The organism is Flavobacterium sp. 90, from assembly GCF_004339525.1.
Lineage (GTDB): Bacteria > Bacteroidota > Bacteroidia > Flavobacteriales > Flavobacteriaceae > Flavobacterium.
This window is the reverse complement of the sequence record NZ_SMGE01000001.1, coordinates 5329656-5356484: the sequence shown is the minus strand read 5'-3', so window position 1 is coordinate 5356484 and position 26829 is coordinate 5329656. Positions and strand designations below refer to the sequence as shown.

The window sequence follows — 26829 nt, the reverse complement described above, 5'->3', positions numbered from 1 at the left end:
GACAATTTGTAAATATCTATTATAGTGGATGTGATTATAAGTTTTTTTAGACTATAATATTTAACATAGATTAAATAAAAGTTTTTTCCGTTTTTTAACCGTTTTACAGATAAGTTTCTAAAACACTAATTCACACGATACCTATTTTGAAAGACAACTCAAAGCAACTCTTTTCTATTTTACACCAATAAGTTTTTAACATTCAGAAATTTAGAAAGTTAATAAAAGTGAGAAATTACAATGGTTTTTGAATGTAAATAAAAACAAAGCAATAGGGTAAAATTGTTTATATTAAGCCTAAATTTGCACACAATCATACTTTAAAATTTTTTAATTTTAAAAGACAACTAAAATATAAAGATGACTCCTATAAAAAGTAAAAGAATTGAGGCTGTAATAGATGAAATAATTGATCAGTATGCATATGCAGATCAATCAGATAGGCCTTGGATTATTGGTTTTAGTGGAGGAAAAGATTCAACAGTTTTACTTACGCTTGTTTGGATTGCCTTACTTAGAATCCGGGAAAATCTTCCTTTTCCATTTCAATTAAAAAGACCAGTTTATGTTGTTTGCAACGATACAATGGTGGAAAATCCAATCATCTCTAATTATGTTGATGATGTTCTGTCAAAAATCAGCGAAGAAGCTAGAAATCAAAACTTACCAATATTTGTAAAGAAAACAGTACCAAAATTAGAAGAAACTTTCTGGATAAATGTCATAGGCAAAGGATATCCTGTTCCCAATAATGCCTTCAGATGGTGCACAGATAAACTTAAAATAAGACCTACATCAAGTTTTCTTTTGGAACAAATAGATGAAAAAGGAGAAGCAATAGTTTTACTTGGGACTCGCTATGAAGAAAGTGCTGCCCGAGAGCGCTCAATGAAAAAACATGAAGTTACAGGTAATAGATTATCAAAGCATAACAGTACTGCTAACACATACGTCTACCCACCTATCAGAGATTTAATGCTCGAAGAAGTATGGTATATAATTAATGCCGTCCCTTCACCTTGGGGATTTGATAATTCAATCTTATTTAAAATATATGCTGATGCTAGCGCTGATGATTACGAATGTCCAACGGTAGTAGTAAATAAAGAGCACAGCTCATGCGGTCAAAGCAGATTTGGATGCTGGACATGTACAGTTGTTAAAAATGACAAATCTATGACTGCGTTGGTTGATAATGGTCAAAACTGGATGGAGCCTTTACTCGCTTTTAGAAATAGATTAGTCGAAGGTAGAAACATTTCTGAAAACAGAATGGATGTAAGAAGAAATAATCAAACTGCTGTTCGAGAAGATGGAACAAATAATGGCACATATACTTGGGAATATAGATACCGAATTTTAAAAGACTTATTATTAGTTCAAAAGGAAATTCAAGTAGAGAGACCACATGTAACATTAATTAATAACCAAGAGCTTATTGCAATACAAGTAACTTGGAATAGAGATGGATATTTTGATCATACCGTCGGTGATTTATATAAAGAAATTTACAATAAAGAAATAAGCACAAACAATATTAAATCTCTTGATGACACTGAACGTAGAATCTTGCGTGAAGTATGCGAAGAAGAGCCTGGATATTATCATCTAATTGATAACTTAATTGCCTTGCAAGAAACCAAAACATTAATGATTAGTAAGTATGGTCTTCACAATGATGTTGAAAAAAGGATTGAAAGTTTTGTAAATGAGAATGGACTATGAAAATAAATAAAATAAAATTCCAGAACTTCAGAATTTATAAAGGAGAAAATGAAATACTTTTTGCTCCAAACGCTTCTAAAAACATTAGTATCATTGCTGGTAAGAATGGCTTTGGTAAGACCACTTTTTTGACCTCTCTTATTTGGGTTTTTTACGGAAAAATGATGAGCGAGGTTGAAGATAAATATAAGAAAGATATCAAAAATGCAGGTGGTTATGAAAAGTTTATCAAATCACTTTTAAATAGAGAAGTTAAAACAGATTATGAGAATAGCGGAAAAATTAATCCCGTATTTTCTGTTGAGATAGAATTGAAAGACATTTTAATTCCTTCTATCCCTTGTAAATCAGTTGTAATAAAAAGATCATATAATTTAAAAACTGATATTGAAGATTTAAGTATTAAGATTGACGGCCTAGAGAATGAATTAACAAAAGAGGTTGGTTTTGAAGTCTTTATAAATGATTTTATATTACCTCGCGAAATTGCTAAATTCTTCTTTTTTGACGCTGAGAAAATAGTATCATTAGCAGAAGCAAAATCAAAAGCCGAATTAAAGAATTTAAGTAAAGCATATTCCGAAGTTTTAGGAATTAAAAAATATGAAGATCTAAAGAAGAATCTGGAAACTTTACTAACCAAACTTCGCAGAAATGGTGCGTCACAAGTAGAACAAACTAAACTATTTGAACTGACTGATACAGAAGCTGAACTAACTGAATTAATTGATTTCAATCAAGAAAAGAGAAATAATATTGACCGTGAAATTGCAAATCACAGATTAAACAGCGATAATATACAAGAAAAGTTAATTCGTGAAGGAAATGGTATTACCCTGGAAGAACTTCAAAAAATGAAGTCTGAAAGAGATATTTTAAAACAAGAATCAATCGAGATTAAAAACAAACTGAAAAAACTAATGGATATTGCTCCGTTAGTAATAGCAGGTAAGAAATTAGTACAGCTTAAAGAGCAATTAGATTTTGAACAAAATGCCAACAATAATTCACTAGACAAAGTAGCTTTAGTTGAAGAATTAAATTCATTTTCAACTGTTTTATTAAAAAAATTAGAAGCTTTAAATTTGGATAGTAAAGCTAAATCTAAAGTTGAAGAAGCACTTAAACAGACTATTTCAGAGAAAAAAATAATAAAACAATCTAGTACAGGTAAAATACTATTAGATTATACAACGGAACAATTTAGAAATTTTGAGGCCGTTTTAAATAATATCAAAGGCGCTTTTTCAAGCCAATTTAGTTCTGTTGTACAGGAAGAGAAAAATAATAGAATTTACCTTTCTAGAATTTATCAACAAATTAAACAGGCAGAAGCTCGAAAAGACAATCCTCTAGCGAAAAAATTACGTGAAGAAAAAAAAGAATCAGAAGATAAGATCAATGTTTTAACTCTTAATAAAGGAAAATTGATTGAAGAATATGACAGTTTAAATACTAGATTAACTTCAACAAGAAAAGTATTATCAGAGTACGAAAAGAATTTTAAATTAATTGAAACAGATCAAAAGAAATTTGAAGTAACAGAAAAACTACTTGCAAAAATTAATACAATTATTCAGAAAATTAAAGAAGACAAAAAGTATTCATTGCAAAAATCTATTATGCTTGGTCTTAAAAAAATTATGCACAAAAATGACTTTATTTACAATGTTCGGGTAAATGTAGTTGATGATGTTATGGATATTGATTTGTTGGACAAAAACAATGAAATAATAGATAAAGACTCTTTATCTAAAGGAGAACAACAACTATACGCTACAGCTTTATTAAAAGCCTTGGTGGATGAATCCGGAATCAAATTCCCAGTATTTATTGATAGTCCATTACAGAAGTTTGATAAATATCATTCTAAAAATATTATCAAAGAATTTTATCCGGCTATTTCAGAGCAAGTAGTACTATTTCCATTATTAGAAAAAGAATTATCAGAATTGGAATATGATTATTTAAAACCAAACGTGAATAAGGTTTTTGTTATCGAAAATCATAACAATGGTTCTAGCTTTAAGCCATATGCTGTTGACCAATTATTTACACACTTAAAACAAGAGCAAGATGTTTACGCAAATTAAAACCAGTAAAGAAAATAAAGAAGTGGTAGCCTTGTTAACTCGTAAGCTAGGTTTAGGAACTGAAAATGTAATTGCAAGAATTGCCTATACTTATTCTTTGTCTCAAGATAAAAAATTAAATTTAAACGACATCAAAGATGCTGGAGGGAAAGAATATTCTAAATCAGTTCTTTTTGGGGATTATTATGATATTTATCTTGGTCTACTTTGCGTGCATTATGGCTTATATAAAACAGATAAAGATATTGGGCGATATATAAAAATGCATGTAGATAACGGATTGCAACTTTTAAATGATGAAGTTAATAATCGTTCCAATATTGATGGTTTCGATTTTTTGACAGAAAAAATTTCAAAAAACATTCATTTTCTTTAAATTCAAATTATATTTACTCTCAAAAGAATAACTATGAGTCATAATAATCCAAAGTTTGAGATTATTCCATTAGATAAATTATTTCTAGATGATCAAAATCCTCGCTTACCAAAATCTCTTCAGGGAGCTAAAGAAAAAGACATTCTAGAATACATGCTTTTAGATGCTTCATTAATTGAATTAATGTTAGCGATAGGTAAAAATGATTTTTTTCCTGGTGAACAACTTCTTGTAATTCAAGAAAAAGAAGGCATATATAGAGTAATAGAAGGAAACAGACGTCTTTCAGCTGTTAAATTATTGAATTATCCAGATTTAGTTTCTGTTCAAAAAAGCAAAATTCAACAAGCTACAACAGAAGCTCAATACTTCCCTAAAGAAATTCCTTGTCTCATTTTTGATGCAGAAGAAAACATCCACAATTATCTAGGATATAGACATATTACTGGGATTAAAGAGTGGAAATTATTAGAAAAAGCAAGATATTTATTCGGTTTATGGAAAGATCAATACAGCAGTCTAGATCTAAATGCTGCTTCAAGAGAATTAGCAAAAAGCATAGGAAGTAGAAAAGATTATGTAAAAAGAATACTTATTGGATATCAAATCTTTTACAAAATAGAAGATGATGCTTTTTACAGAATACCAGGGCTTGATGACACAACGTTTTATTTCAATTATATTGCGGATAGCTTAAACAAACCCCATATAGCTAATTATCTAGGCTTAGATGTTAAAAATATTGATGATATAGATGAAATAACTATAAACGATGAACATCTAGAAAACTGGACAAGATGGCTTTTTGAAAAAAACTCTGAAGGAAGAACAAGATTAATAGGTGATAGTTTCCATTTAAATGCATTAAATAAAGTCCTTAGTCACAATGAAGCTAGAGCTGCATTCATAGAAAAAGGTTACTCTTTAGATTTAGCTATAGACCTAACTGATGAAGCAGATTCTCAATTTTATAATTATTTAAACTCTGCCTTAAGTCAATTGCAAAATTCTGACAGGTTAGTTGTAAAAGTAAACGTACGACATGCCATTGTTTCAGAGCAACTTAAAGAGATCAGGTCTTTAGCAGTAAAAATCAATCGTTCATTACAAGAAAAAGAGGAAGACGAAGATGACATTTGATACTAAAATCACCAGTTTCTTTGCCAAATTCACTTTGGAATTAGGAACACCTCCTACAAGAAATCTTACTTATCTTTATGCAGATTACGTTGAATTAGTAAGTTTAATTTCTAATCAGAATTATATTTCAAGTACAGATATATTGGATAGATTAAAAGATGAAGGTATTATTAAACAAAAATTATCAGACGCTGATCAATCAGAAGCAAATGATGAAGATGAAAGTTTTATTGATGATGTATATCGGCTTATATTAGAAAGATCTCAACTATTTGGAGATGATTACCCCTTTGAAATTGAAGGAGTCAATAAAATTAAATTAAAAAATAATGATGTAATTTCCGATAGAAACAAAATATATTTGTATTTGTTAACTGCATCTTCATTAAATATTTTTTCTGAATTACAGTCTGATTTAACTACGGAGTTTGAAAATCTATGTAAAGAAGTCTTAATTAACTTTCTGCCAAAACATGCTATAGTAAAGTCTTTTGGAAAGAATACCTCTTATCGCGGTACCGCTGTTGAGAAAATCAAAGCTTTGGCAAATGATATGAAAGTTACTATTGATAACGATGCATTTGATGAAATATCTGCAAAAGGAACACAGGAAAAAGGATTAGATTTAGTAGGATGGATTCCTTTCAATGATAATGTCCCTAATGTACTATCTGTGTTGGCGCAATGTGCTTGTGGGAAAGAATGGTATAAAAAACTAGGAGAAACCAGCAGATATAATAATTATTTTAAGTTTCACAGATTAAATCCCGTCCACACAATATTCATTCCTTATAATTTGGTAAGTTTTAGTAAAAATGTCTTCTTCAAAAATGATGAAATTGATAATCGGTTACTCTTTGAAAGAAAAAGAATTATGAATTATATTATATCTACAGATTTTTTTAGCACTTATAATTCAAAAACTCTAGTTGACTATTGCCTTAGTTTTGAAGAAGATATTGTCTAATTTTTCATAATTCCAACGATTAGCACAAACCAACTATGATTGTTATTGATATTGAAACAACAGGTTTAGATCCTTTCAACCATTCTATATTAGAAATTGGAGCAGTAGACTTTAAAAATCCATCTTATCGATTTTATGGAAAATGCAGGATATTTGAAGGTGCTAAAGTTGATCAAAATGCTCTTAATATAAATGGATATAATGATTTTGAAATGCATGATATAAATAAGCAGGAATTGAAAGATTTACTTTTAAATTTTATTAAATGGATAAAACCTATTGAAGACAAAACATTAGCTGGTCAGAATGTAGATTTTGATATTTTATTCTTAAATGAAAGTTTGAAAAGATACAATCTTAATTGGATATTTGGTTGGAGAAAAATTGACCTACATACATTAATTTATTGCGATTATTTAAAAAAAGGGATAAAACCAACAACTAAAAATGAGCTTTCAAGTTTAGGCGGTGATAAAATCATGAACTATGTTGGATTACCAGCCGAGCCTAAGCCACATTTAGGTATTAACGGTGCATTATACGAAGCTGAAGCTTTTTCAAGACTAATCTATGGTAAATTACTTATCGATGAATTTGAGGAATATATTATACCTTCTCATTTGTCTAATTAAAAAAATAATGCTAACTTATATGAATTGTATTTTACTTTCTCTTTCTCTTAGTGCTGAAGTAAATGCGGCATTGATCGCATTTATTGGCACTTTTATAGTTGCTATAATTTCAATCCATCAAAATTGGTTAACTGGCAAGGACAATAAAAAAAACCTTCAAAGAATAGCAATTATAGAGAAAAGACAAGTTATTGAAAACAAATTAAATCAATTTTATATTCCTTTAAGACATCATTTGGAACACAGCAAGACATTGTTCAAAATTTTCGTTAAAGATAAACCACAGAACTTTAGAACTTTGACATATCTTCTTGATAAAAATCAAATATATGGATCAAATAATGTACAGGTGGTGTTAAATAAAAATGATAAGTCTCTGATCAAAACTATTATAAAAGTAGGAACAAAAATTGAAAACTTAATACATGAAAAAAGCTATCTAATTGGCGATGATATAGAATTTGTTCAGAATTATACTCCTAGGACAGAATACGCACATATTACATATGAAAGAGATATGACTTTACTAAGTTTATTAATATCACATCTAATAACAATTAGAATGGCTTTCAACGAAGATTTATCAGGTCAAATAAATAAATTTGAAGGCTTCGTTTTTCCAAACGAAGTAAATGTTAGAGTTAATGAAAAAATTAATGAATTAGAGAGGAAAATTAATTCATACGATTTAGAAATTCTTAAATTAAATAAATAAAATGCATAATTTAAAAGAAACAACTATTAAGAGCTATAACAAAACAGCTTCTGAATATCAAAAAGTTGTATCAAGTTTTGAATTATTACCTGAAATAAACGAATTTATTCTTAAAGTTAATAAAGGAGGAGAAATTTTAGATTTAGGTTGTGGTCCCGGTCATCATGCCCTTTTTTTTTCAAATAATGACTTTAGCGTTACAGGAATTGACTTGTCTTCTGAGATGATTGAATTAGCTAAAAAGGCATCGGTTAAAAGTAATTTTAAAATCATGGATATTTTAACTTTAGATTTTCAGAAAGCTAGTTTTGATGGGATATGGGCCTCAGCAAGCTTACTACACATTCCTAAAAATAAAATCACTCCAGTTTTGCAAAAATTAAAAGAAATATTAATAAAAGATGGAATTCTTTATATTTCCTTAAAACAAGGCAACGGTTCTGAGTTATTTACAGATATTAGATATGGCGGTGTAGATAAGTACTATGTGTATTATCAACTTGAAGAAATAGAAAACATCTTAAAAAAGATTGGTTTCAAAATCCTTAAAATTGAATTGAAAGGAAAACGTACTACTTATGATACAAACTCCTGGATACACATTTTCTGCAAAAACATATAACAGTAATAGAAAACTTAGTTATTTGGTATGAATTTTTGCCTACAATAATCTTCGATTTCGGTGTCATTTAAAAAATAGCCATCACAGAATTCTTCAAGTTCCTTTTCTGTCGATTTATAATATTTATCACTAGCCGTCATAAGTTTTTCAATTTGTTCTATAAATTTTTCAAAATCTTTATTGATTTTACATAATTTGTCTATCGTTTTGAAATCTAAATCTTTATATTTAGCAGGAAATAATATTTTACTTTCATAAGGATTCGCTTTTAATTCAATAATCCCTATCCCGAATGATTGATTTAATCTTTCCATTTCTTCGTTTAAACTATCACTAATTTCAAAAGCTACAAGATATCCATAGTTAGCCCAACTTGAATTTGAAACTGCTTGAAAAAATGTTTTCTTTAATTCATAATCTGAATTAATTTCTCGTTTAATTTCAAAAGAAGAGATTTTAAAAATGTCTAATTTATTTATTGCCTTTAAAAAAGTTTGATTGATTTTTGACTGAAGATTCAAAAACTGAATTGCAACAACATCAGGATGTATCCATTTTTGATGATTATCTTTAGAGTTTAATGATTGTTCATGAAAAATTGTCTTTGAATAGGTATCTGTATTTTTTAAAAAACTACTCAATAATCTGTGTAAATCTCTTTCTTGGTACTCATTTTTTTTAGGCCTTATTTTATGTAGATCTACTTCAGCCCCAAGTTGGTCTAGCAAAACCGTTTTCTCTATTTTTGTTAGATAATACTTGTATGTCTCACCCGAAATTTTATTTCTTTTGATTCTTGAATCACCATTTTTTATAAATTCCCCTAACATCCCCGAGACAATTGCAACTGGTTTTTTTGCCCCAAATTCATAATAACCTTTATTTACAATGTGATTATAAATTTCTGAAGCATTTGCAAGACTGTTAATATCTTCTAAACTCTTTAATATTGATTCTTTTATTGTCATATTTGATTTCATTTTTATGAATCTATCTTTAACTATTGATATACAGATAATTCAATAAATAAACAACTTTCAAAAAAATTAAATATTTTAAGATTATAAAATATCATTAATCCCAATGATTTTCTATGTAAGCCATCATCTCACTTGGATTTAATGCTTTTGTTGATGCAGAACGTCTTATATAGAATTCTTCTGCTCCCTTATTTTTAACGAATATTGGCCCATTTTTTCTAAAATCTACATCTAATCTGCAAATCATTTGTCCTTCTATTTCTGGAAAATATAATGTTAATGCAGCAAATGCGGAATTACCCATATATTTTTCAATTAGGTTATCTAAGTGTTTTTGAAACTCGTCTAATAAATCGTGTTTATTCCCAAATGATTTAAAATCTGTATCTAATCCAAGCATTTCTTTTGTATCTGAAACTCCAATTAATAATGTTCCACTTTTTGTATTCATAAAGCCCGCTAAAGTTTTAATACAAGATAACTCCATTTTATCATCTGGTTGATTTGTATGTAAATTTACTCTCAGCGTTGATTTGAATTCTGTGTTTGAAGTTTCCCCCTGTTCTATTAATTTGACAGTAGATCTAACTAAATCTTCATCTACTTCCTCAACTTCTAATGTTGTAGAAATTTCGTGTTCTAACATTTTTCCACAACTTTCGGCAAGCAGGTCAACAAACATATATGGGCTATTCAGCAGATTATTTTGTTCGTATTCTTTTTGAAGATATTCCAAGCCGCCATTTGCATAGCTTTCAATAAATGTTATAATATCATTTATGACAACATTGAGTTGTGTTTCTTCCATATCTTCCAACTCATTCCAAGTAAAGCCGATTTCTTCGCAATGCGAAAATATTATCATTAACAAGAAATCAACAAGAGTTGAGTCCCTTTTCCACTTTCCTACTTCAATAAATTCCGTAGTTAAGTTTCTATTAGGTAACGGCAATTTTAAATTTCGCTTTAGCCCTAAAATGAATGCATATATATATAATTCATATATTGGACCAAATTGGCTATAATCAGACTTAGACTGACCTTTATTCGCAAAAGCTTGGATGATAGGGATTCTACTGTTAGCGTATCTTGGTCTTTTAATTAAAATTTGACTTTTGAAAGTTTCTGAATTCATTATTTTAATCTTGTTTTAGTTGTGAAAAGGTCTAGTTGCTCTGCACCAACAGGCACGTGATTCACATACATGGTTGTTACACTTTCATCTTTTAGCAATCTTTTTCCTAAATCATTGATCTTCATATCATCATTAGCCTTATATATTTCTTTTATTAGAACTATACTTTGTGGAAATACTTTTCCAGTTGCTTCAAAAAAACCTTCTGTAAAACCCTCGCCAAAAGCTGAAATAGGCGCATCGGCAAGTAAAGGGTAATTATATTCAGTATTATTTGCAGATATGATTGCCATTACAACAGAGAATTTTTTCATTCTTTGAAATCCTTCAGAACTTCCATAAACTGTATTATTTTTACTATCTAGATAATTAAAATTGATTGAACCTGATGGTGTTTTTTCAAATTTCAGAATACCTCCTGCTAAGTCGTTATTTTTAATCAAATTTTGAAAATGATCATTTGAGTGCTTTTCTAAAAGTTTAACCATATTATCATATACTCTCTCTTTTGCATTATATGTAGCATTTGCCAGATCAATTGCTATTGAATAATTATCTTTGAATCCTTGTGGAATGTCTTTAAGGTTATTCAAACTCTGAATTTCAATTTCAATATTACCAATTTCATTTTTTAATTTGGCAATTTTTGGTTTAATTACATCATCAATTTTGGATCTTGCATTTTCCATTCTTCTTATTGAGCCTTGATAACTTGACAAAATATCAAGCTTATTGCCATCTGAATCAATGCCTCCAATTAAGATATCCTTTCTCTGGTCTGTCAATGACTTTAATTGTTCTTTAATTCTCTGAATTTGCTTTTTTAGTTCTTCTTCTTTTTCCTGAGTAGCTTTCACACTTTTTCGAACTCCATTAATTCTACTGTAAAATGGTTGCCCATTAATTTGAAGATTACCAAAAAAGTCTTTTAGATTATTTACTACAAATGGTTTTTCTTTATTTGTATCACCTGGTCTGTTTAATAATTTTACTAAATAATCATACTCTGGTTTTCCTTTTTTAACTGGACGGTCACAGACGTAACAATACTCATTTTCAATCATATTTTGAATTGAAACCGCATCAGGAGAATTTACTGGTAAAAAATGAAAATAATTATTAGGATTCTCTTCTATGTTTTGTAGTGATTTTTTTTCAAAATGCTCATTTATAAAAGCATCGTTTAATCTTCTAAATTTTGTAATTTCTTCTTCAAAACCCATTGCAATCCATGAAAAGCTACCATCAAAAAAACGATTGTTAATTCTATCAAGAAACTCTTCAAATTCATCAACTTTATCTCTCAACTTTTTGTTTAAAGGCCGAATTTTATCATCTAACTCTTTTCTTCGTTCTGCATTAGCATGGTGCTTATCCAGATAATTTTTTTCTTTTTCAGCATCTGAATAACTAGTTTCCCATTCTAACAATTTTTGATTCTCAAAATCTAATTGTAATTGAATCTTTTCTTTTTCATCAATGGCGGCTTGAAATCTTCTAGATTGTTCATCATTCACATTGTTTTGACTCTTTAAATCTTTTTCCGCTTTTGATTTAAATTCAATTGTCAATTCAAGTAATTTTTTATATTTACTTATGTCAGTTAAATTTTGAACAGCATCCTCAATACTTGCTTTTTCACTGAAATCAATTATATCATCAACCTCTTCACCTTGAAAAAAAGAATATTTTCTAAAAGCTGGCATAATTAAACGATCTATAATTTTCCTTTTCTCGTCTTCCTCATAAACAGGCTTGAATTTTGTCAAGATCAATTCTGTTTTGTTTACTTCAGTATCATTTATTACTAATTGCCAACTTTGAGGATCAGAAATATTATCATTGAGTTTAGTTAATGTAAATGATTTAATAATTTGATACTTAACTCTGTCTCCAAATGTATATTCAATTTGAATCGCACAATCTATCTTTTGTCTTACTGCAGTTTCAATTTTTGCTTTGTCTGATATAATTTTCACGTACATGTCTTTAATACTCTTACGACGCTTGTCATCAGAATCTAAAACCACATCATCAAACAGCCATAAGAACGCATTAAAAAATTTTGATTTTCCTGCACCATTATCTGCTACTATGATATTTACCCCATTTTTTAATTCATAGTAATTTTCTTCAAAATCTCCATAGTAATTAAAAAAGTTTTTAAAAGCAATGCTGTTAATTATTGATGCCATAATCTATATTTTATGGATGTTTTTTATTGTCATATATATTTGCCTACCAGTCCTATCATTATCATTTTCATTAATTATAGTAGCCAAAATATCTACTATTTTTTTTCCCTCCGGTCGAAAGGGTTGTAGATTATCGAGCTCCGTTTTATTAATGTTATATTTTTCCATCAACTCAGGATCTGATAATATTTCTTTCAAAATTTCATCTCTTTTGCTCATAATTCGCTTATTATTTGGTCAAGACTTAACTCGTATTTTGTCAATACTTCTTGTAAGTTTCTTTTTGAATCATAAAAGTTCATTGAAAGACTAGCAAAATGTGCCACTCTTTGTATTTCATTTTTTACCATTTTTTTCTCCATATTAAAAAAATCTGATGTGCTTTTTGATATATTTGGTACAACTACCATATCGTAAATTGTAGCAAATGGTTTGTCTTTGTGCTTTCTAAGTAGTCTACCGCGCCTTTGGATAAACTGTCTTGGGTTTCCAGTGCTCGAACAAAATATACCTATTTCTGCTCTAGGAATATCAACCCCTTCATCTAACATTTTCATTGCAAAAAGAACATCAATTTTTCCTTCAGAAAAACCTCTTAGTATTTGATCTAATTTATCATCTTCAGAAGTATATGAATTCATTTTAAGTGAAGGGATTGTATCAGCACCAGCTTTTATAAATAAATCAATTAACCTTTGATCTGTAAAATCATACTGACTTGAATATCCTTCAGGTACATAAGCAAATGCATATTTAAGTTTATCAATTTTATTAAGTTGTAGCAAAATTTTTTTAAAACACGCAATTTTATTAGATGCTTTATGAATTACATTTTTTCTTTTAAGCAATAAAATTTCGACCATTGGATCTTTTTTAAATTCTCCTTTTTCAAAGTCAAAGAACCTTAATAACTTTATTGAAATTTCAACATATTCATCCATTTCATCAGGATTAAGTTCTACTAAAACAGGAAAGTATTTATATTCCGTTAAATACCCTTCTTTCAATGCTTTTTCTATATCAAATGAAAACGTATAAGGGGGGACATCTAAAAAAAAGTCATTTAAAGCTTCTGTTCCTTCAATATCATATATTCTTTTTGGAGTAGCTGATAATCCAATTTTTTTCTCACATTTAATATCACATAATTTTTTTCTAATATTATTTGCCGCAATATTATGAGCTTCATCTGCAATTAGAAGAAAATCCTTACCAATCTTTTTGAAATACTTCTGAAACTTATTGGTTACAAAACTTCCATAAGTACATATTATAATTAAATCTCTTTTATTTCCCCAGCTAAAACTACTTACATAACTTGCTAAATCTCTTTCCCATTCATTACCACCTCCTACTTGTAAAACCTCTCTAAAATTAAAAGATTCAACTTCCTTTTGCCATTGATTAAGTAATGCTAGAGATGGAACTAAAATAATTGCTTGATATGATTTATCAACTTTATAAAGATTTAATAAACAATTTAATGAAGTTATAGTTTTACCTGTACCTGTAGCCATTGCAAAAACCCCCTTGTAATCATTTTTTAACCAATTTTCATAAGCTTCAATTTGATAACTTCTAGGCCCTTCAAGGAATGGGAATTTCGGTTCATTAGTGGTTAAAGTCAATTTATTTAGTTATTTTTATAATGTTTAGAAAAGAAAATTTATTGTAAAGTTTTCTTTTGAAAGCTACATTATAAGTTAAATGTCATTTTACTTTTTTTTTAACTTCTTTTATCAAACTTCAATACTTCTTTTTCTGATAAGGGTGTTGTAGATAATACTTTTAGTCTTTTTTGTATCTCACCGGATTTACTCCCATTATCATAAATTTCTTTTTTTGTCAGTAACTCAATTTTTATCTTTACTAAATCATTTGAAAAAATTTTCTGAGGAAATAGGTCTACATATGAATCTAACTCTAACGCAATTGCAATTCTAGATAACATTCTAATGTTGTATTTCCCAGGTTGTTTTAAATTCTCTACTTTTCCAAAATATCCTTCAGATACTCCAACTTTATGAGCTAATGCTACTTGTGATAAATTAGATTTTATGCGTAATTCTCTAACCCGCTCAATTAAATGAAAATCTAATTCCGATATTATAATTTCTATAATCATTTTTATTAAATTAATATCGTAAGAAAAGGATTAATCAAACATTTAACACATACCTATAGGTATGTGTTAAATAAAATTTGTATATTTGTTTAAATTCAAATTTTGAATAGTATTATTGCGATTCTTCACTTAAAACATTTGAAGTATTCGCTTAGAATCTCGCACTAGAAAACTGGTAATTTTTGCAACGAGATGATAAGTAAGATGCTCACGTCTTATATAGGCGTGGGCTCACTTATTGTTGCAACGGTATACCAGTACCTCTTAGTGCAGTAAGCTGAGTTCCATGCCTTTTTTACACTAAAAAACTCTCTTACCATTCTTAGCTGTGCCGCTTCTTTTTTTAAGTTTCGTATTTCAAACAATCAAACCTTTAATCCGTTTCTGCCTGTGTAGTAAAAAAACTCTTCTTATGATTATTAAGCCGTTTACTTAATGCATAAAAAATGGCCCTCTGCTGCAGCGACCAAACTAGTGCAGAGGACCATAGTTAATCAAACTATCGTTAAACTAACCAATCCAATATTATGAATATTTTTTCATTCTACAAAGGAGGGAAAGCTCTTTATTGCCTGTTTTTTACTGGTATATTATTGTCTTTTTCATCTGCTCATTCCAAATATTATCTTCCGAATGACTCCCTTATTTTCCAACAACATCAAATTCAGGGTACTGTTACTGATGGCAGCAGTCCTTTGCCTGGTGTTACCATTAGTATTAAAAGCAGAATAAATTCAACTGTAATTTCTGACTATAATGGTCAATACAGCCTCTCTGCATCTCCTTATGATACTTTAGTAGTTTCCTTTATCGGATTTAAAACAGCACTTGTCCCTATAAAAGGACGTACAAAAGTTGATATATCTCTTGAATTTGACACTACCACACTTCAGGAAGTTCGGGTAAATGCAGGATATTATTCCGTCAAAGAAAGTGAACGTACGGGAAGTATTGCCAGAATTACTTCCAAGGATATAGAGACTCAGCCTGTAACCAATGTATTAGCCGCCATGCAGGGACGTATGGCCGGCGTCAGTATTATTCAGAATTCAGGAGTCCCCGGTGGAGGATTTGATATTAAAATTAGAGGGCAGAACAGTCTTCGCTCTGACGCAAATGCTCCATTATACATAATTGATGGTGTCCCTTATGCTTCAGATCCGATAGGATACAATCAAACTTCAACAACATTTCCTACTGTGACCAGTCCTCTGAACAGTATTAATCCTGATACTGTAGAAAGCATTGAAATCTTAAAAGATGCTGATGCAACAGCTATTTATGGATCCAGAGGTGCTAACGGTGTAGTACTCATAACCACCAAAAAAGGGAAAGGTGGAAAGACAGCTTTAACCGTAAAAAGTACTACAGGTGTTGGGACTGTTACTAGGCTGATGAAACTAATGAATACCCAAGAATATCTTGCTATGCGCCGTCAGGCTTTTAAAAATGATGGACTAAGCTTATACCCATCTTATGCCTATGACATTAATGGAACTTGGGATCAAAACCGATATACAGACTGGCAGGATGAATTTCTTGGCGGAACAGCTCAAATTAATAATATACAAGCAGTTCTCTCTGGAGGATCAGATACAACCCAGTTTATGCTTAGCAGTTCATATCATACAGAATCAACTGTATTTCCTGGAGATTTTATATACAAGAAAGGAGGCCTGCAGTTCAATTTGAATCATCGTTCACAGGATAATAAATTTAAATTCACTTTCTCTTCAGGCTATACTATTCAGGATAATGATCAGCCCGCTTTTGATCTGACGGCAAGTTCCAGATACCTTGCCCCTAATGCTCCCGCTGTCTATAATGAAAAAGGAGAACTCAATTGGGAAAACAATACATGGCAAAATCCGCTGCGTCTTCTTTATGCACATTCCGGATCAAAAAGCAATGATCTTGTCTCCAACGCTGTGCTGTCTTATGAGATCATTCCAAATTTGATTTTAAAAGGCAATTTTGGCTTCACTGATTTAAGACATAAAGAAACACGCACATCTCCTTCAACGACCTATAATCCTGCCTATAACCTTACAAGTGCTTATTCCAGTGTTTATTTTAATAATACTGATCGTCAGTCTTGGATAATAGAACCTCAAATCAATTGGGAGAAAGAATTATCCATAGGTAAAATTGGAATGCTTGCCGGAGGGACATTCCAAAACCAGACCACTGACCGTCTATATCAATTTGGTACCGGTTTCACCTCAAATAATCTGATTTATAATCTCGCCTCAGCAGCTGTAACAAGAGTTCTTTACAGTGATAACACCCAATACAAATATCAGGCATTCTTTGGAAGGATAAATTACAATTGGCAGGATCGTTACATATTAAACTTAACAGGAAGACGTGATGGATCAAGCCGATTTGGTCCCGGAAATCAGTTTGCTAATTATGGCGCAGTTGGTGCAGCTTGGATATTTTCAAAAGAAAATTTCATCAAAGAAAACGCTCTGCTTAGTTTTGGAAAAGTACGTGTGAGTTATGGAACAACGGGAAATGATCAAATTGGAGATTACCAATTTTTGAACACTTATACCTCATCAGGACTTCAATACGATTCAAATGTAGGACTTCAGCCCTCAAGACTCTACAACCCGGATTTTGGGTGGGAGGTTAACAAAAAACTCGAAGCAGCTCTGGAAATAGGATTCCTGAAGGATAAACTATTCTTAACTGCTGCCTGGTATCAAAATCGTTCATCTAATCAACTTGTAGGCGTGCCCTTAGCAGGTACGACAGGCTTTCAATCGCTACAAGCTAACCTAAATGCAACAGTTCAAAATACGGGCTGGGAGTTTACTCTTCGCACTATTAATTTCAACACTCTAAAATTTAATTGGACAACAAGTCTGAATCTTACTCTATCCAAAAACAAGCTGCTGAGTTTTCCGGGACTTGAAGCTTCTTCTTATAACCAAAAATATCGTATTGGAGAACCATTAAATATTGAACTTGGCTATCAATACACGGGAATTGATCCGCAGACTGGAATATATCTTTTTTCAGATAAAAATAAAGATGGAACAATTTCATTTCCTGAGGATAAACAAACCATAATGGATCTGAATCCACAATATTTTGGAGGTCTTCAAAATCAACTGTCTTATAAGGGATGGAAATTAGATTTTCTTTTTCAGTTTGTAAAACAAAAAAACAGAACTTATTATACTGACTTTGCCGGTCAAATGGCAAATCAGCCTGCCAGATTAGTTGGCAGCTGGACACAGCCGGGTGATAATGCACTGGGGCAAATCTATACTACGGGCTACAATGGTGCCGCTCTTACTGCCGATTACTTGTTTAGTCAAAGTACAGGGTCTATAACTGATGCTTCGTTTATAAGGCTTAAAAACATAGCTCTGTCTTATGATCTTCCCCTGAATTTAAAAACCACCAAATGTCAGTTGCTTTTACAGGGTCAAAACCTGCTCACCTTCACCAAATACCAAGATGGAGATCCTGAATTCATAAATGCCGGATATCTGCCTCCTTTGAAGATCATTACCGCTGGAATACAACTCACTTTTTAATTCTACATCATGAAAACAATACTTATAAAACCAATTTTCTCTCGATGCTCTCATCTTTTTAAAGTGATAGCAGTAGTCCTACTCACTAGTTCCTGTGATTCTTTTGTAGAAGTAGACCTTCCTAAGTCTCAATTGACCAATGCATCCGTTTTTGATAACTATTCCACAGCCAGTGCTGCACTTACCGATATCTATTCAAAATTAAGAGATCAGGGACTCTTGACAGGGACTCCTTCAGGTCTTTCCAATCAGCTGGGAAATTACGCCGATGAACTAACCTGTTATTCAAGTCCCGGTGATCCGGCTTTGCTGTTCTATACCAATACACTTCTCGCTTCCAATACAACCATTACAGACTATTGGAATATCAGTTATAATCAAATTTATGCTGCAAATGCAATTATTGAAGGAAGTGTCAACAGTACCAAACTAAATGATAAAGAAAAACAGAACCTAAAAGGGGAGAGCCTTTTCATACGGGCTTTAGTCCATTTTTACCTAACTAATCTCTATGGAGAAATTCCATATATAACCACAACAGATTATAAAATCAATAATTCAGTTAAGAAAATTGAAAAAGAAAAAATTTACCAATTCATTACAACAGATTTAAAAGAGGCTGCTGTCCTTTTGGATCAGAATTATACAAACCCTCAAAGGATTCGTCCTAATAAGTTTACTGCTCAAGCATTGCTCTCAAGGGTATATCTTTATATGAATTCTTATCCTGAGGCATCTAATGCTGCTTCAGCAGTACTAAACGCCACTAATTTCTATACTTTGGAAAACGACCCTGCTTTGGTCTTTTTAAAAGATTCTAAGGAAACTATCTGGCAGTTACAGCCTTCTGTAGCCGGAAAAAACACTGATGAAGCTGGTTCGTTTATCTTTTTTGCAGGACCGCCGCCGCTTGTAGCCCTGACAGATAACTTCATGAAATCTTTCACCACTGATGACCTTAGAAAAGACAAATGGACAGCTTCAGTTACAGATGGCGTTACAACTTGGTGCCATCCCTATAAATACAAGGAATTTGACTATACAGCAGTGTCCATGGAATACTCCATAGTATTTCGTTTAGCTGAACAATATCTCATCAGGGCTGAAGCCCGCATTTATCAGGGAGATTTTATAGGAGCGAAAGAAGACCTAAACAAAATAAGAAACCGGGCTGGGCTTGCTAATACTACCGCTCTCACAAAAGAAGAGATCTTGACTGCCATACTCGAGGAAAGAAGATGGGAACTCTTTACCGAATATGGACACCGATTCTTTGATTTAAAACGATCAGGAAAAATTGATGCTGTTTTATCTGCTTCTAAATCAGGTTGGAATACCACAGATGTATTATTTCCCTTACCTGAAAACGAATTAAGTGTAAATCCTAATCTACGACCGCAAAACAGCGGTTATTAAAATTATGAAACCGCAAAATACTTTCTTGAACCTTGCTAGAATAGGTTGGATACTGCTTGCAGATCTGAAACTAGTTTTATTTTTATTTTTTATTTTGCCATTAGTAGCCTGTCCCTTATGGGGACAGGTGGTGCAAAAAAAACAATTAACGCAATCTGATTATCATCTTTTTGGTGAATTACTTCTGGAAAAGACATCAGCCAATGGACAATGGGCATGTTATAACATGAATTATGAAAATGATATCGACACCTTATTCGTCAGCAGCACCACAACTCAAAAGAGCTATTATTTCCCGGCAGGCAAAAGCCCCACATTTGCCGGAAATAATAATTTTATCTGCCAAACTCAAAACGATTTACATATTCTGAATCTAGCCACCAAAAAACAAGACTTATATACTGAAATTATCCAATATGCATTCTCCGATTCTACTGATCAAATTATATTACTCTCCCAAGAGCATATCTTAAAAATTGTCAGTTTGAAAAATAATGCTATTCAAACATTTAATGATGTTGCTGCTTTTAGCATGAGTCCCACTCAAAAGGAAATCCTCATTTCTAAGATAGAAGATCAAAAACACTCCATTGGCCTGCTTGGTTTAGAAAATAATAAAGTAATAAAGTGGATAATTGAAAAAAGTTCCCACAACTTTAAAGCTTTTACATGGCATGAAAAAGGGAAAGCTGTAGCTTTCTTTGGTTCTTTGTTCCAAAATTCTGTATCCGATGATTCAAGACTTTATTTCTACGAGTTGAAAAATAAAATTTTACTTGAACTCAATTCTAAAACGCAGAAGAATTTTCCCTCTGGCTATATATTAGATCAGCAAATGCTCTATCAACTTACCATATCATCAGATTTGCAAAGTTTATTTTTCCCTCTGTGTATCGAAGAAACATTAAGTCAAAATAAAATCAATGATACTGTAGAAATTTTAAGTACTCGTGATAAATGGATTTATCCGATGGAACAAAAATTGGGGCGATTTACAAAAGAATCTTTCTTAGCTGTTTGGCATCCTCTATCGGGTAATATAATACCAATTTCCTCTGTGGAATTACCCAAAGTATTACTCACTGGTGATCAGCAGTATGCCATTTTATCAAACCCAAAAGCTTATGAACCGCAATTTGAAGAAGAAGGCCCCAGAGATTTTTATATTATGGATTTAAGTACAGGTCACATAGAACTATTGCTTGAAAAACAAAGTGCCTTTTACCTTGATTTATTACCTTCCCCATCTGGAAAATATATTTCTTATTACAGGGATAATAATTGGTGGATTTACAATATTGTACTTAAAAAACATGTGAATATTACTAAAGAAATTAACATCCCCTTCTATGGCAAAGTAAATATTTTGGGCGCAGACTCAGCATATGGTCCTGTAGCTTGGAACAGCAAGGATCAAGAGATTATTCTTTATGATCAGTATGATCTTTGGTCCATAAAACCTGATGGGGCATCTTTCAAAAGAATTACCCATGGAAGAGAAAAACAAATTCAATTTCGAATCAACACACTCTCCAATCTGGATATGTTTCAACTTAATTTTAGTGGATTTAAAAGTAAAACTATTGATCTTAATAAAAAATTGATTCTGCGGGCTCAAGGAAATGATGGCAAGACTGGCTACTATAAATGGACAACTCAATTAGGTGAAAAAAAGATTGTTTATACAGACGGTCATTTAGATAAGATGCACTCTACTGAAAATTTAGATGCTTATATTTATCAAGAACAGCGATTTGATCTTCCGCCTCGTCTAATGTTTAAGAAAAATAATTTGTCATCAAGATCCTTTTTCCAAAGTAATCCCCAGTTTTTAAAATACCTATGGGGAAAATCTGAACTAATTTGGTACACTAATTCTGAAGGGAAAAAATTAAAAGGCATTTTATATTATCCTGCCAATCATAACCCGCAAGAAAAATACCCAATGATTGTTCATATTTACGAAAGACAATCTCAGGATGTCCATTTGTTTATCAATCCAAACCTATATGCCTCAGACGGTTTCAATCCAACTGTTTTAATCACAAAAGGCTACTTTGTATTATGCCCCGACATTGAGCATGAACAAGGTGTAGTGGGGAAAAATGCTGTTGACTGTACCGTATCTGCTACTAATGAAATTATTAAGCGAAATTTGGTTGATCCAAAAAAAATTGGACTCATGGCCCATTCTTTTGGAGGGTACGAGGTCAATTTTATTATTACCCAGACTAATCTTTTCTCTGCCGCAATTTCAGGAGCTTCTATAACCGATCTCGACAGCTTTTATTTAGATGTTAACTGGAACTCTGGAGCATCCAATTTTTTCCGATTCCAAAATGAACAATGGAGAATGGGAAAAACGTTATTTGAAGATCCTAATCTTTATGATAACAATTCTCCTATTAGAAATGCTTCCAATATTCAAACACCATTACTTCTATGGTCAGGAAAAGAAGACTGGCATGTTAATTGGCACCAGACCGTAGAACTTTATATGGCATTAAGAAGATTTAAAAAAGAAAGTGTAATGCTTCTTTATCCTAAAGAAAAACATATTTTGATGAATCCAAAAAATCAAAAAGACCTTAACATCAAAATAGTAGAATGGTTCGACTATTATCTTAAAAATAATACTCCTGCTCCATGGATTACACATAACATTAAATAGTATTGAAACCACAAAAAAACAATGCAGTTCTAAAAGAACTGCATTGCCTCTTTATATCCTTTTTAGCTGTAATTTAAAGCTGACGGGATAAAATTTCTGTACAATTATTATCCTTACCAAAAGCCTGCTGACCATTAGCCTGACAAGCCGGACCAGGATTGGTATTACACTGTACTGGAACACTACATGGTGTCTGCCCATTAATGTATCCTAATTTTGGTATAGCTGCCTTAGGTGCACTTTGCATAGAAGTGGTCAAAAAAGCTCCTGAAATTCCCATTATTGCTACAAAAGCAAATGGCATTGTGGTTTTAAAAAATTTCGTTTTCATGATTATAAGTATTAAAATTAATTGATCTACTTTTTTATACAGGTTTTCGATCTTTCTTCCTGATACCGGCCAGTATATTTTTATTTATTAAAATGATAATAATTTACTTTTTTATCTCTTGTTTTAAAATGCCTTTAAATCTATACACTACAAGTTTTGTATCTATAATGCCATATAAATGGGTATCAGTAATAAGTAGTGATTTTAGCTTGTACTCCTCCGTTCCAAAAACTGGAAAACTCAAAACGTAACTTCTCTTTTTCAGGTCGTAAACATCAATTATAGCTGCATGTTTCCATAGAGGATCATTTTCATACATTCCCTGAATCCTGGACTCTATAAACAGAAGATTATTGTGGGTAGCGCTCACTGCATTAACAGTAAGCGGAGGAGCTGCCATTTTTCTCTGCACACCACCTTTTAGATAAGCCACCTTAATTTTTGCCTTAGAAATTGTATCAATAGTATGTCCTCTTCTTATTAATTTTCCATTTTCATCAGCAATAACAAACTCATTTCGGTAGTAATAAACAAATACAATTTTCCTTAATCCTTCATTAAATAATAGCATGCCATCAGTATCAAAAATTCCATCAATCTGCTTTTGTAAAAGTTTTGGCTGATATTGAATTTTTGTAGCTGTACCTGCTGAATAAATACCCAGAATATTTGCTGAATTCATCCCTGTATTATTTCGAAAAACAAACGTAGAACTATCCATAGGCTCTAGTGCCGTAAAATTTGGAATTTCATTAAAACTACCCATTATTTTCCAATCGGATATATGACCAAAATAAATGCACGGTACAGTACCATCCATTAAATAAAAGTACTCCCCTCTAGCTAAAACTTTAACCAAACGAAATGGGATATTCTGGTTTTTATAATCAATTTTAGAAGTTTTTAAAATTTTAAAAGTAGAATCGATTCTAAGAACTTTTAATGGTGTTGTATAATTTCCCAAGAAAACTTCGCCATTATTATATCCTGAAAAATAATAGGAATTAAATTTTAAATCTTTTGATTGCACAAATTCTGCTGATTGTCTAATATAGCGTCTGACAAAAGGATTCTTATAATGCATAATCTCCTCAGAACAATAAAACAAAACAACGATCAAACCTGTACTAAAAATTATAGAAGCAGCAATACTTTTTAATAGATGTAAACTAATATTACTTGTAACTTTAAGTTTTTCATTAAGCACTAAAGCAATGATAGCCAATAAAACAAATACAACATTAAAAACCAAATGAACATTCCAACTCATTTTCTCAAGTATACCCCCACAAGAACAAGGAACAAAAGAACTGTAATGGAGTATAATAAAAATATAAGCAGTAAACATGATCATTAAGTTCAAAGAAGCAAAAAGACCAATAATCCTATATTTTGGTATCATTAATACAATTGATATTACCAGTTCAATTATTGGAACCAGCCATGACATCCAAGAAGCAAAAGCACTAAGTAAAGGAGATTGTCCTAATTGTACTTGAAAATTCTCAAAATCCAATAATTTACTGACCGAAGCATAAACAAATAATAATACATACAGAAGACAAACTACTTCAATAATGTTTCTCTTGATGTTATTTTTCAAATTCATCATCTAAGTTTTAAAGGTTAAGAATCTTTTAGTAGCATTACTCAGGTCAAATGTAATTACCTTCTCTTTTTAAACTAATATCAAAAACAAGCCAAAATTTGTCAGAAACAAGCCATTTTTACAAATGTCTTTTTACAAATGAAAAGTGCTTTATAAATACATTGTATTCATAAAGCACCTTCTTGTGTTTTCTTTTTTTATTTAAGACTTACAGGCTTCGTTAAGACTAATCAGTTTTTGATTGAGTTCTACGAGTCCTGCTTTCTGCAGACATTCTTCAGAGATGTTTTTCATCTCCAAAAATTCCTCCTCTCCTACACTTGCCAGAAGACTCGATTGATCCTTTTCATGTACTGCTCCACTTGAAATAATATGACTTAACAGCAATACATTTTTTCGTGAAATTTTCAAATCAATCTTCACCAGTTCACTCATTCCAGGGATACTCAAAACAGTATCATACACCTTGGAAACTTCATTTTTTGTAATCATAATTCACGTGTTTTAATTAATAATATTTCCATGTAAAAATAAAACCTTCAGTCCAATTTACCCCATTCAAAATATAGAGGGGATTGCTCAGCACTTATCACTTTTCTAATTTAGTACTCAATTTAACTTTGGCTTGGCTTTAGAACAAGCGGTAATTCTTAGTGCTTGTCCCTGATAATCTTATGAGATAAATGACTTAAGGATGTAAAAAGAGTATGATTTCTTATATAGAAGTTCAAAGATTGCCACGTTCCTGCAATCTGCAAGATGTCCGGTTGTATCACAACCGATATCTTGCCGCCCTTTTACTCGGAACTCGTTGGCGGTGAAACTTTAAGAAAAATAGTTCGTAAAAATGTAAATAACAGATGATGAAAGAGCAAAACAAAAACAGAACAAAGTGGCTTCATCTCAGGCTCAAACCAGATGAATTTGAAACACTACAGAAACGTTTCAGCAGATCGACCTGCCCAAAACTAAGTGATTTTGCAAGAAAAAATCTGCTGCAGAAACCCGTTGTGATGAAATACAGAAATGAATCTCTGGATGACTTACTCAGTGAATTGATACAGCTCAGAGCAGAGTTAAATGCTATTGGAAACAACTTTAACCAGACCGTTAAAAAGCTGCATACGTTAAATCAAATTCTAGAATTTAAACACTGGATAATGACTTATGAACTGGAGAAAAAAGTGCTTTTTAATACCATCGAACAGATAAAAAAACACATTAAAAATCTATCCCAGAAATGGTTGCAATCATAAATACAGGGCATTCCCTTCGGAGTATTTTTCATTACAATGAAAACAAAGTTTCCATTGGTGCTGCGCAGTGTATCGGTGAGGGAAATTATCCCATGGATGTGGATCAAATGAGCCTTGATTTCAAATTAAAACTGCTTTTAAAACAATTGGAATTAAATGAAAATGTAACTCGAAACAGCGTACATATCTCACTGAATTTTGATCCTTCAGAAACCGGTTTATCAAAAGAAAAACTAATAGAAATTGCTTCTATTTATATGGCTAAAATTGGCTTTGGTCTACAGCCCTATCTTGTCTATCAGCATCATGATGCAGGACATCCTCACATTCACATTGTATCAATAAAAGTGCAGTCCAATGGAAAGAGAATTGACATGCAGAATATTGGGAAAAATCAATCTGAAACAGCCCGAAAAGAAATTGAAAAGCAGTTCAATCTCGTACAGGCATCCACTCGAAATAAAAAACAGCAGACAGATCTGAAAGCAATTAATATCCAGAAAGTCCAATACGGCAGATCCGAAACTAAAAAAGCCATTTCAGGCATTTTAAATGCTGTTGTTCCTCATTATAAATTCACCACCATTGGAGAGCTAAATGCAGTATTGAATTTATATAACGTATCGGCTGAGCGTGGTAGAGAGGATTCCAAAATGTTTCTATATAGAGGACTTGTGTACAGAATAATTGACAATGAAAAGAAAGCTGTCGGGGTTCCAATTAAAGCCAGCAGTCTTTACACTAAACCGACACTTGAGTATCTGGAGAAAAAATTTACTTCAAATAAAACAGCACGTCTTTCGGATCTGAAAAGGATTAAAAATGAAATTGATCTTGCCTTTTTAAACAGCAGGAAAACCACTTTTGAGCAGTTAGAAACAACACTCCAGAAAAAAGGTATTGCTATTGCCGGCAGAAGAAATGATCAGGGATTTTTATTTGGAATCACATACATAGATCACACAACAAAATGTGTATGCAACGGAAGTGTTTTAGGGAAGTCGTATGCTGCAAAAGCTATTCAGTACCGCTGTGAGAACACATCCATTGATAAAGATTTAACAGCTTTTCAAAAAGTTGGTAAATTCAAAAATAAAGCTGAAGTTATTCAAAACACATCCTGTGATACTTTACAGGATCAGGACAAAATTTTATCATCTGACAGTGAATTGAAAGAACTCATCGATTCCATACTCCAATATGAATATGTTGGAAATTATGTGCCGAATCAATTAAAAGGCAGAAGAAAAAAAAGAAAGAGAAAAGGACAATCTGACAATCAATAAAACA

Annotated in this window: 22 protein-coding genes; 13 read left to right on the top strand and 9 right to left on the bottom strand. The window is 31.5% G+C overall.

All coding sequences use genetic code 11. The annotated features are described in order from the left end of the window. Positions 1-360 precede the first annotated feature (360 nt). From dndC to C8C83_RS21555, 8 genes are read left to right on the top strand one after another with little or no spacing between them, the layout of a single operon-like run. On the top strand, positions 361-1725 hold the full coding sequence (gene dndC, locus C8C83_RS21590; protein WP_199735319.1) for a DNA phosphorothioation system sulfurtransferase DndC: 1365 nt from the start codon (positions 361-363) through the stop codon (positions 1723-1725). Continuing rightward, positions 1722-3818, top strand: coding sequence for a DNA sulfur modification protein DndD (dndD, locus tag C8C83_RS21585; RefSeq protein ID WP_132011903.1), 2097 nt, complete (start codon positions 1722-1724; stop codon positions 3816-3818). Before dndC ends, dndD begins: the two co-directional genes overlap by 4 nt. After that, positions 3802-4194 carry a DndE family protein gene (locus C8C83_RS21580; protein WP_121330628.1) on the top strand — a complete coding sequence of 131 codons (393 nt, stop codon included), beginning with the start codon at positions 3802-3804 and terminating at the stop codon, positions 4192-4194. Before dndD ends, C8C83_RS21580 begins: the two co-directional genes overlap by 17 nt. Positions 4195-4227: 33 nt before the next feature. After that, positions 4228-5334: a hypothetical protein gene (locus tag C8C83_RS21575; RefSeq protein WP_121330627.1), complete on the top strand. Its 1107-nt coding sequence runs from the start codon at positions 4228-4230 to the stop codon at positions 5332-5334. Continuing rightward, the gene (locus C8C83_RS21570) at positions 5324-6301 is read left to right on the top strand and encodes a hypothetical protein (RefSeq protein ID WP_132011902.1); all 978 of its coding nucleotides are present in this window, start codon (positions 5324-5326) and stop codon (positions 6299-6301) included. Before C8C83_RS21575 ends, C8C83_RS21570 begins: the two co-directional genes overlap by 11 nt. A gap of 35 nt (positions 6302-6336) precedes the next feature. After that, complete coding sequence (locus tag C8C83_RS21565) at positions 6337-6933, top strand: 3'-5' exonuclease (RefSeq protein WP_121330624.1); 597 nt, start codon at positions 6337-6339, stop codon at positions 6931-6933. A 19-nt stretch (positions 6934-6952) separates the two neighbouring features. After that, a complete protein-coding gene (locus C8C83_RS21560; protein WP_132011901.1) occupies positions 6953-7648 on the top strand; it encodes a hypothetical protein in 696 nt (231 codons plus the stop codon). Between the two features lies 1 nt (position 7649). Beyond that, the gene (locus C8C83_RS21555; RefSeq protein WP_132011900.1) at positions 7650-8270 is read left to right on the top strand and encodes a class I SAM-dependent methyltransferase; all 621 of its coding nucleotides are present in this window, start codon (positions 7650-7652) and stop codon (positions 8268-8270) included. A gap of 14 nt (positions 8271-8284) precedes the next feature. Here the strand turns inward: C8C83_RS21555 and C8C83_RS21550 are convergent, their stop codons facing one another. From C8C83_RS21550 to C8C83_RS21525, 6 genes are all read right to left on the bottom strand, one after another. After that, positions 8285-9238, bottom strand: a complete 954-nt coding sequence (locus C8C83_RS21550) for a hypothetical protein (RefSeq protein WP_132011899.1) — start codon at positions 9236-9238, stop codon at positions 8285-8287. 106 nt (positions 9239-9344) lie between these two features. Next, a complete protein-coding gene (locus tag C8C83_RS21545) occupies positions 9345-10385 on the bottom strand; it encodes an RNA-binding domain-containing protein (protein WP_121330620.1) in 1041 nt (346 codons plus the stop codon). Then, positions 10385-12580: a hypothetical protein gene (locus tag C8C83_RS21540; RefSeq protein ID WP_121330619.1), complete on the bottom strand. Its 2196-nt coding sequence runs from the start codon at positions 12578-12580 to the stop codon at positions 10385-10387. Before C8C83_RS21540 ends, C8C83_RS21545 begins: the two co-directional genes overlap by 1 nt. 3 nt (positions 12581-12583) lie before the next feature. Further along, on the bottom strand, positions 12584-12799 hold the full coding sequence (locus C8C83_RS21535; protein WP_121330618.1) for a hypothetical protein: 216 nt from the start codon (positions 12797-12799) through the stop codon (positions 12584-12586). Continuing rightward, positions 12796-14208 (bottom strand): DEAD/DEAH box helicase, encoded by a 1413-nt coding sequence (locus C8C83_RS21530; protein ID WP_121330617.1) that lies wholly within the window; start codon positions 14206-14208, stop codon positions 12796-12798. The genes C8C83_RS21535 and C8C83_RS21530 overlap by 4 nt, the downstream gene beginning before the upstream one ends. Positions 14209-14306: 98 nt before the next feature. Further along, positions 14307-14705, bottom strand: coding sequence for a helix-turn-helix transcriptional regulator (locus C8C83_RS21525; RefSeq protein WP_121330616.1), 399 nt, complete (start codon positions 14703-14705; stop codon positions 14307-14309). A gap of 527 nt (positions 14706-15232) precedes the next feature. On the opposite strand from C8C83_RS21525, the gene C8C83_RS21520 reads away from it, so the two are divergent. The 3 genes from C8C83_RS21520 to C8C83_RS21510 are packed head-to-tail and all read left to right on the top strand — an operon-like array spanning position 15233 to position 22343. Beyond that, complete coding sequence (locus tag C8C83_RS21520) at positions 15233-18256, top strand: SusC/RagA family TonB-linked outer membrane protein (RefSeq protein WP_121330615.1); 3024 nt, start codon at positions 15233-15235, stop codon at positions 18254-18256. Positions 18257-18265: 9 nt separating this feature from the next. Further along, positions 18266-19672 (top strand): RagB/SusD family nutrient uptake outer membrane protein, encoded by a 1407-nt coding sequence (locus C8C83_RS21515; protein WP_121330614.1) that lies wholly within the window; start codon positions 18266-18268, stop codon positions 19670-19672. Between the two features lie 4 nt (positions 19673-19676). Further along, a complete protein-coding gene (locus tag C8C83_RS21510; protein WP_121330613.1) occupies positions 19677-22343 on the top strand; it encodes a prolyl oligopeptidase family serine peptidase in 2667 nt (888 codons plus the stop codon). Positions 22344-22416: 73 nt separating this feature from the next. Here the strand turns inward: C8C83_RS21510 and C8C83_RS21505 are convergent, their stop codons facing one another. The 3 genes from C8C83_RS21505 to C8C83_RS21495 all read right to left on the bottom strand — a co-directional run bounded on the left by C8C83_RS21505 (position 22417) and on the right by C8C83_RS21495 (position 24775). Continuing rightward, positions 22417-22674 (bottom strand): DUF6520 family protein, encoded by a 258-nt coding sequence (locus tag C8C83_RS21505; RefSeq protein WP_121330612.1) that lies wholly within the window; start codon positions 22672-22674, stop codon positions 22417-22419. A gap of 103 nt (positions 22675-22777) precedes the next feature. Then, positions 22778-24283, bottom strand: a complete 1506-nt coding sequence (locus C8C83_RS21500) for a MauE/DoxX family redox-associated membrane protein (RefSeq protein WP_121331412.1) — start codon at positions 24281-24283, stop codon at positions 22778-22780. 201 nt (positions 24284-24484) lie between these two features. Further along, on the bottom strand, positions 24485-24775 hold the full coding sequence (locus C8C83_RS21495; protein ID WP_121330611.1) for a hypothetical protein: 291 nt from the start codon (positions 24773-24775) through the stop codon (positions 24485-24487). A 368-nt stretch (positions 24776-25143) separates the two neighbouring features. Between C8C83_RS21495 and C8C83_RS21490 the strand changes: the two genes are divergently transcribed. Continuing rightward, on the top strand, positions 25144-25539 hold the full coding sequence (locus C8C83_RS21490; protein ID WP_347812786.1) for a plasmid mobilization relaxosome protein MobC: 396 nt from the start codon (positions 25144-25146) through the stop codon (positions 25537-25539). Beyond that, complete coding sequence (locus tag C8C83_RS21485) at positions 25524-26825, top strand: relaxase/mobilization nuclease domain-containing protein (protein ID WP_121330610.1); 1302 nt, start codon at positions 25524-25526, stop codon at positions 26823-26825. The genes C8C83_RS21490 and C8C83_RS21485 overlap by 16 nt, the downstream gene beginning before the upstream one ends. The last annotated feature ends 4 nt before the right edge of the window (positions 26826-26829 follow it).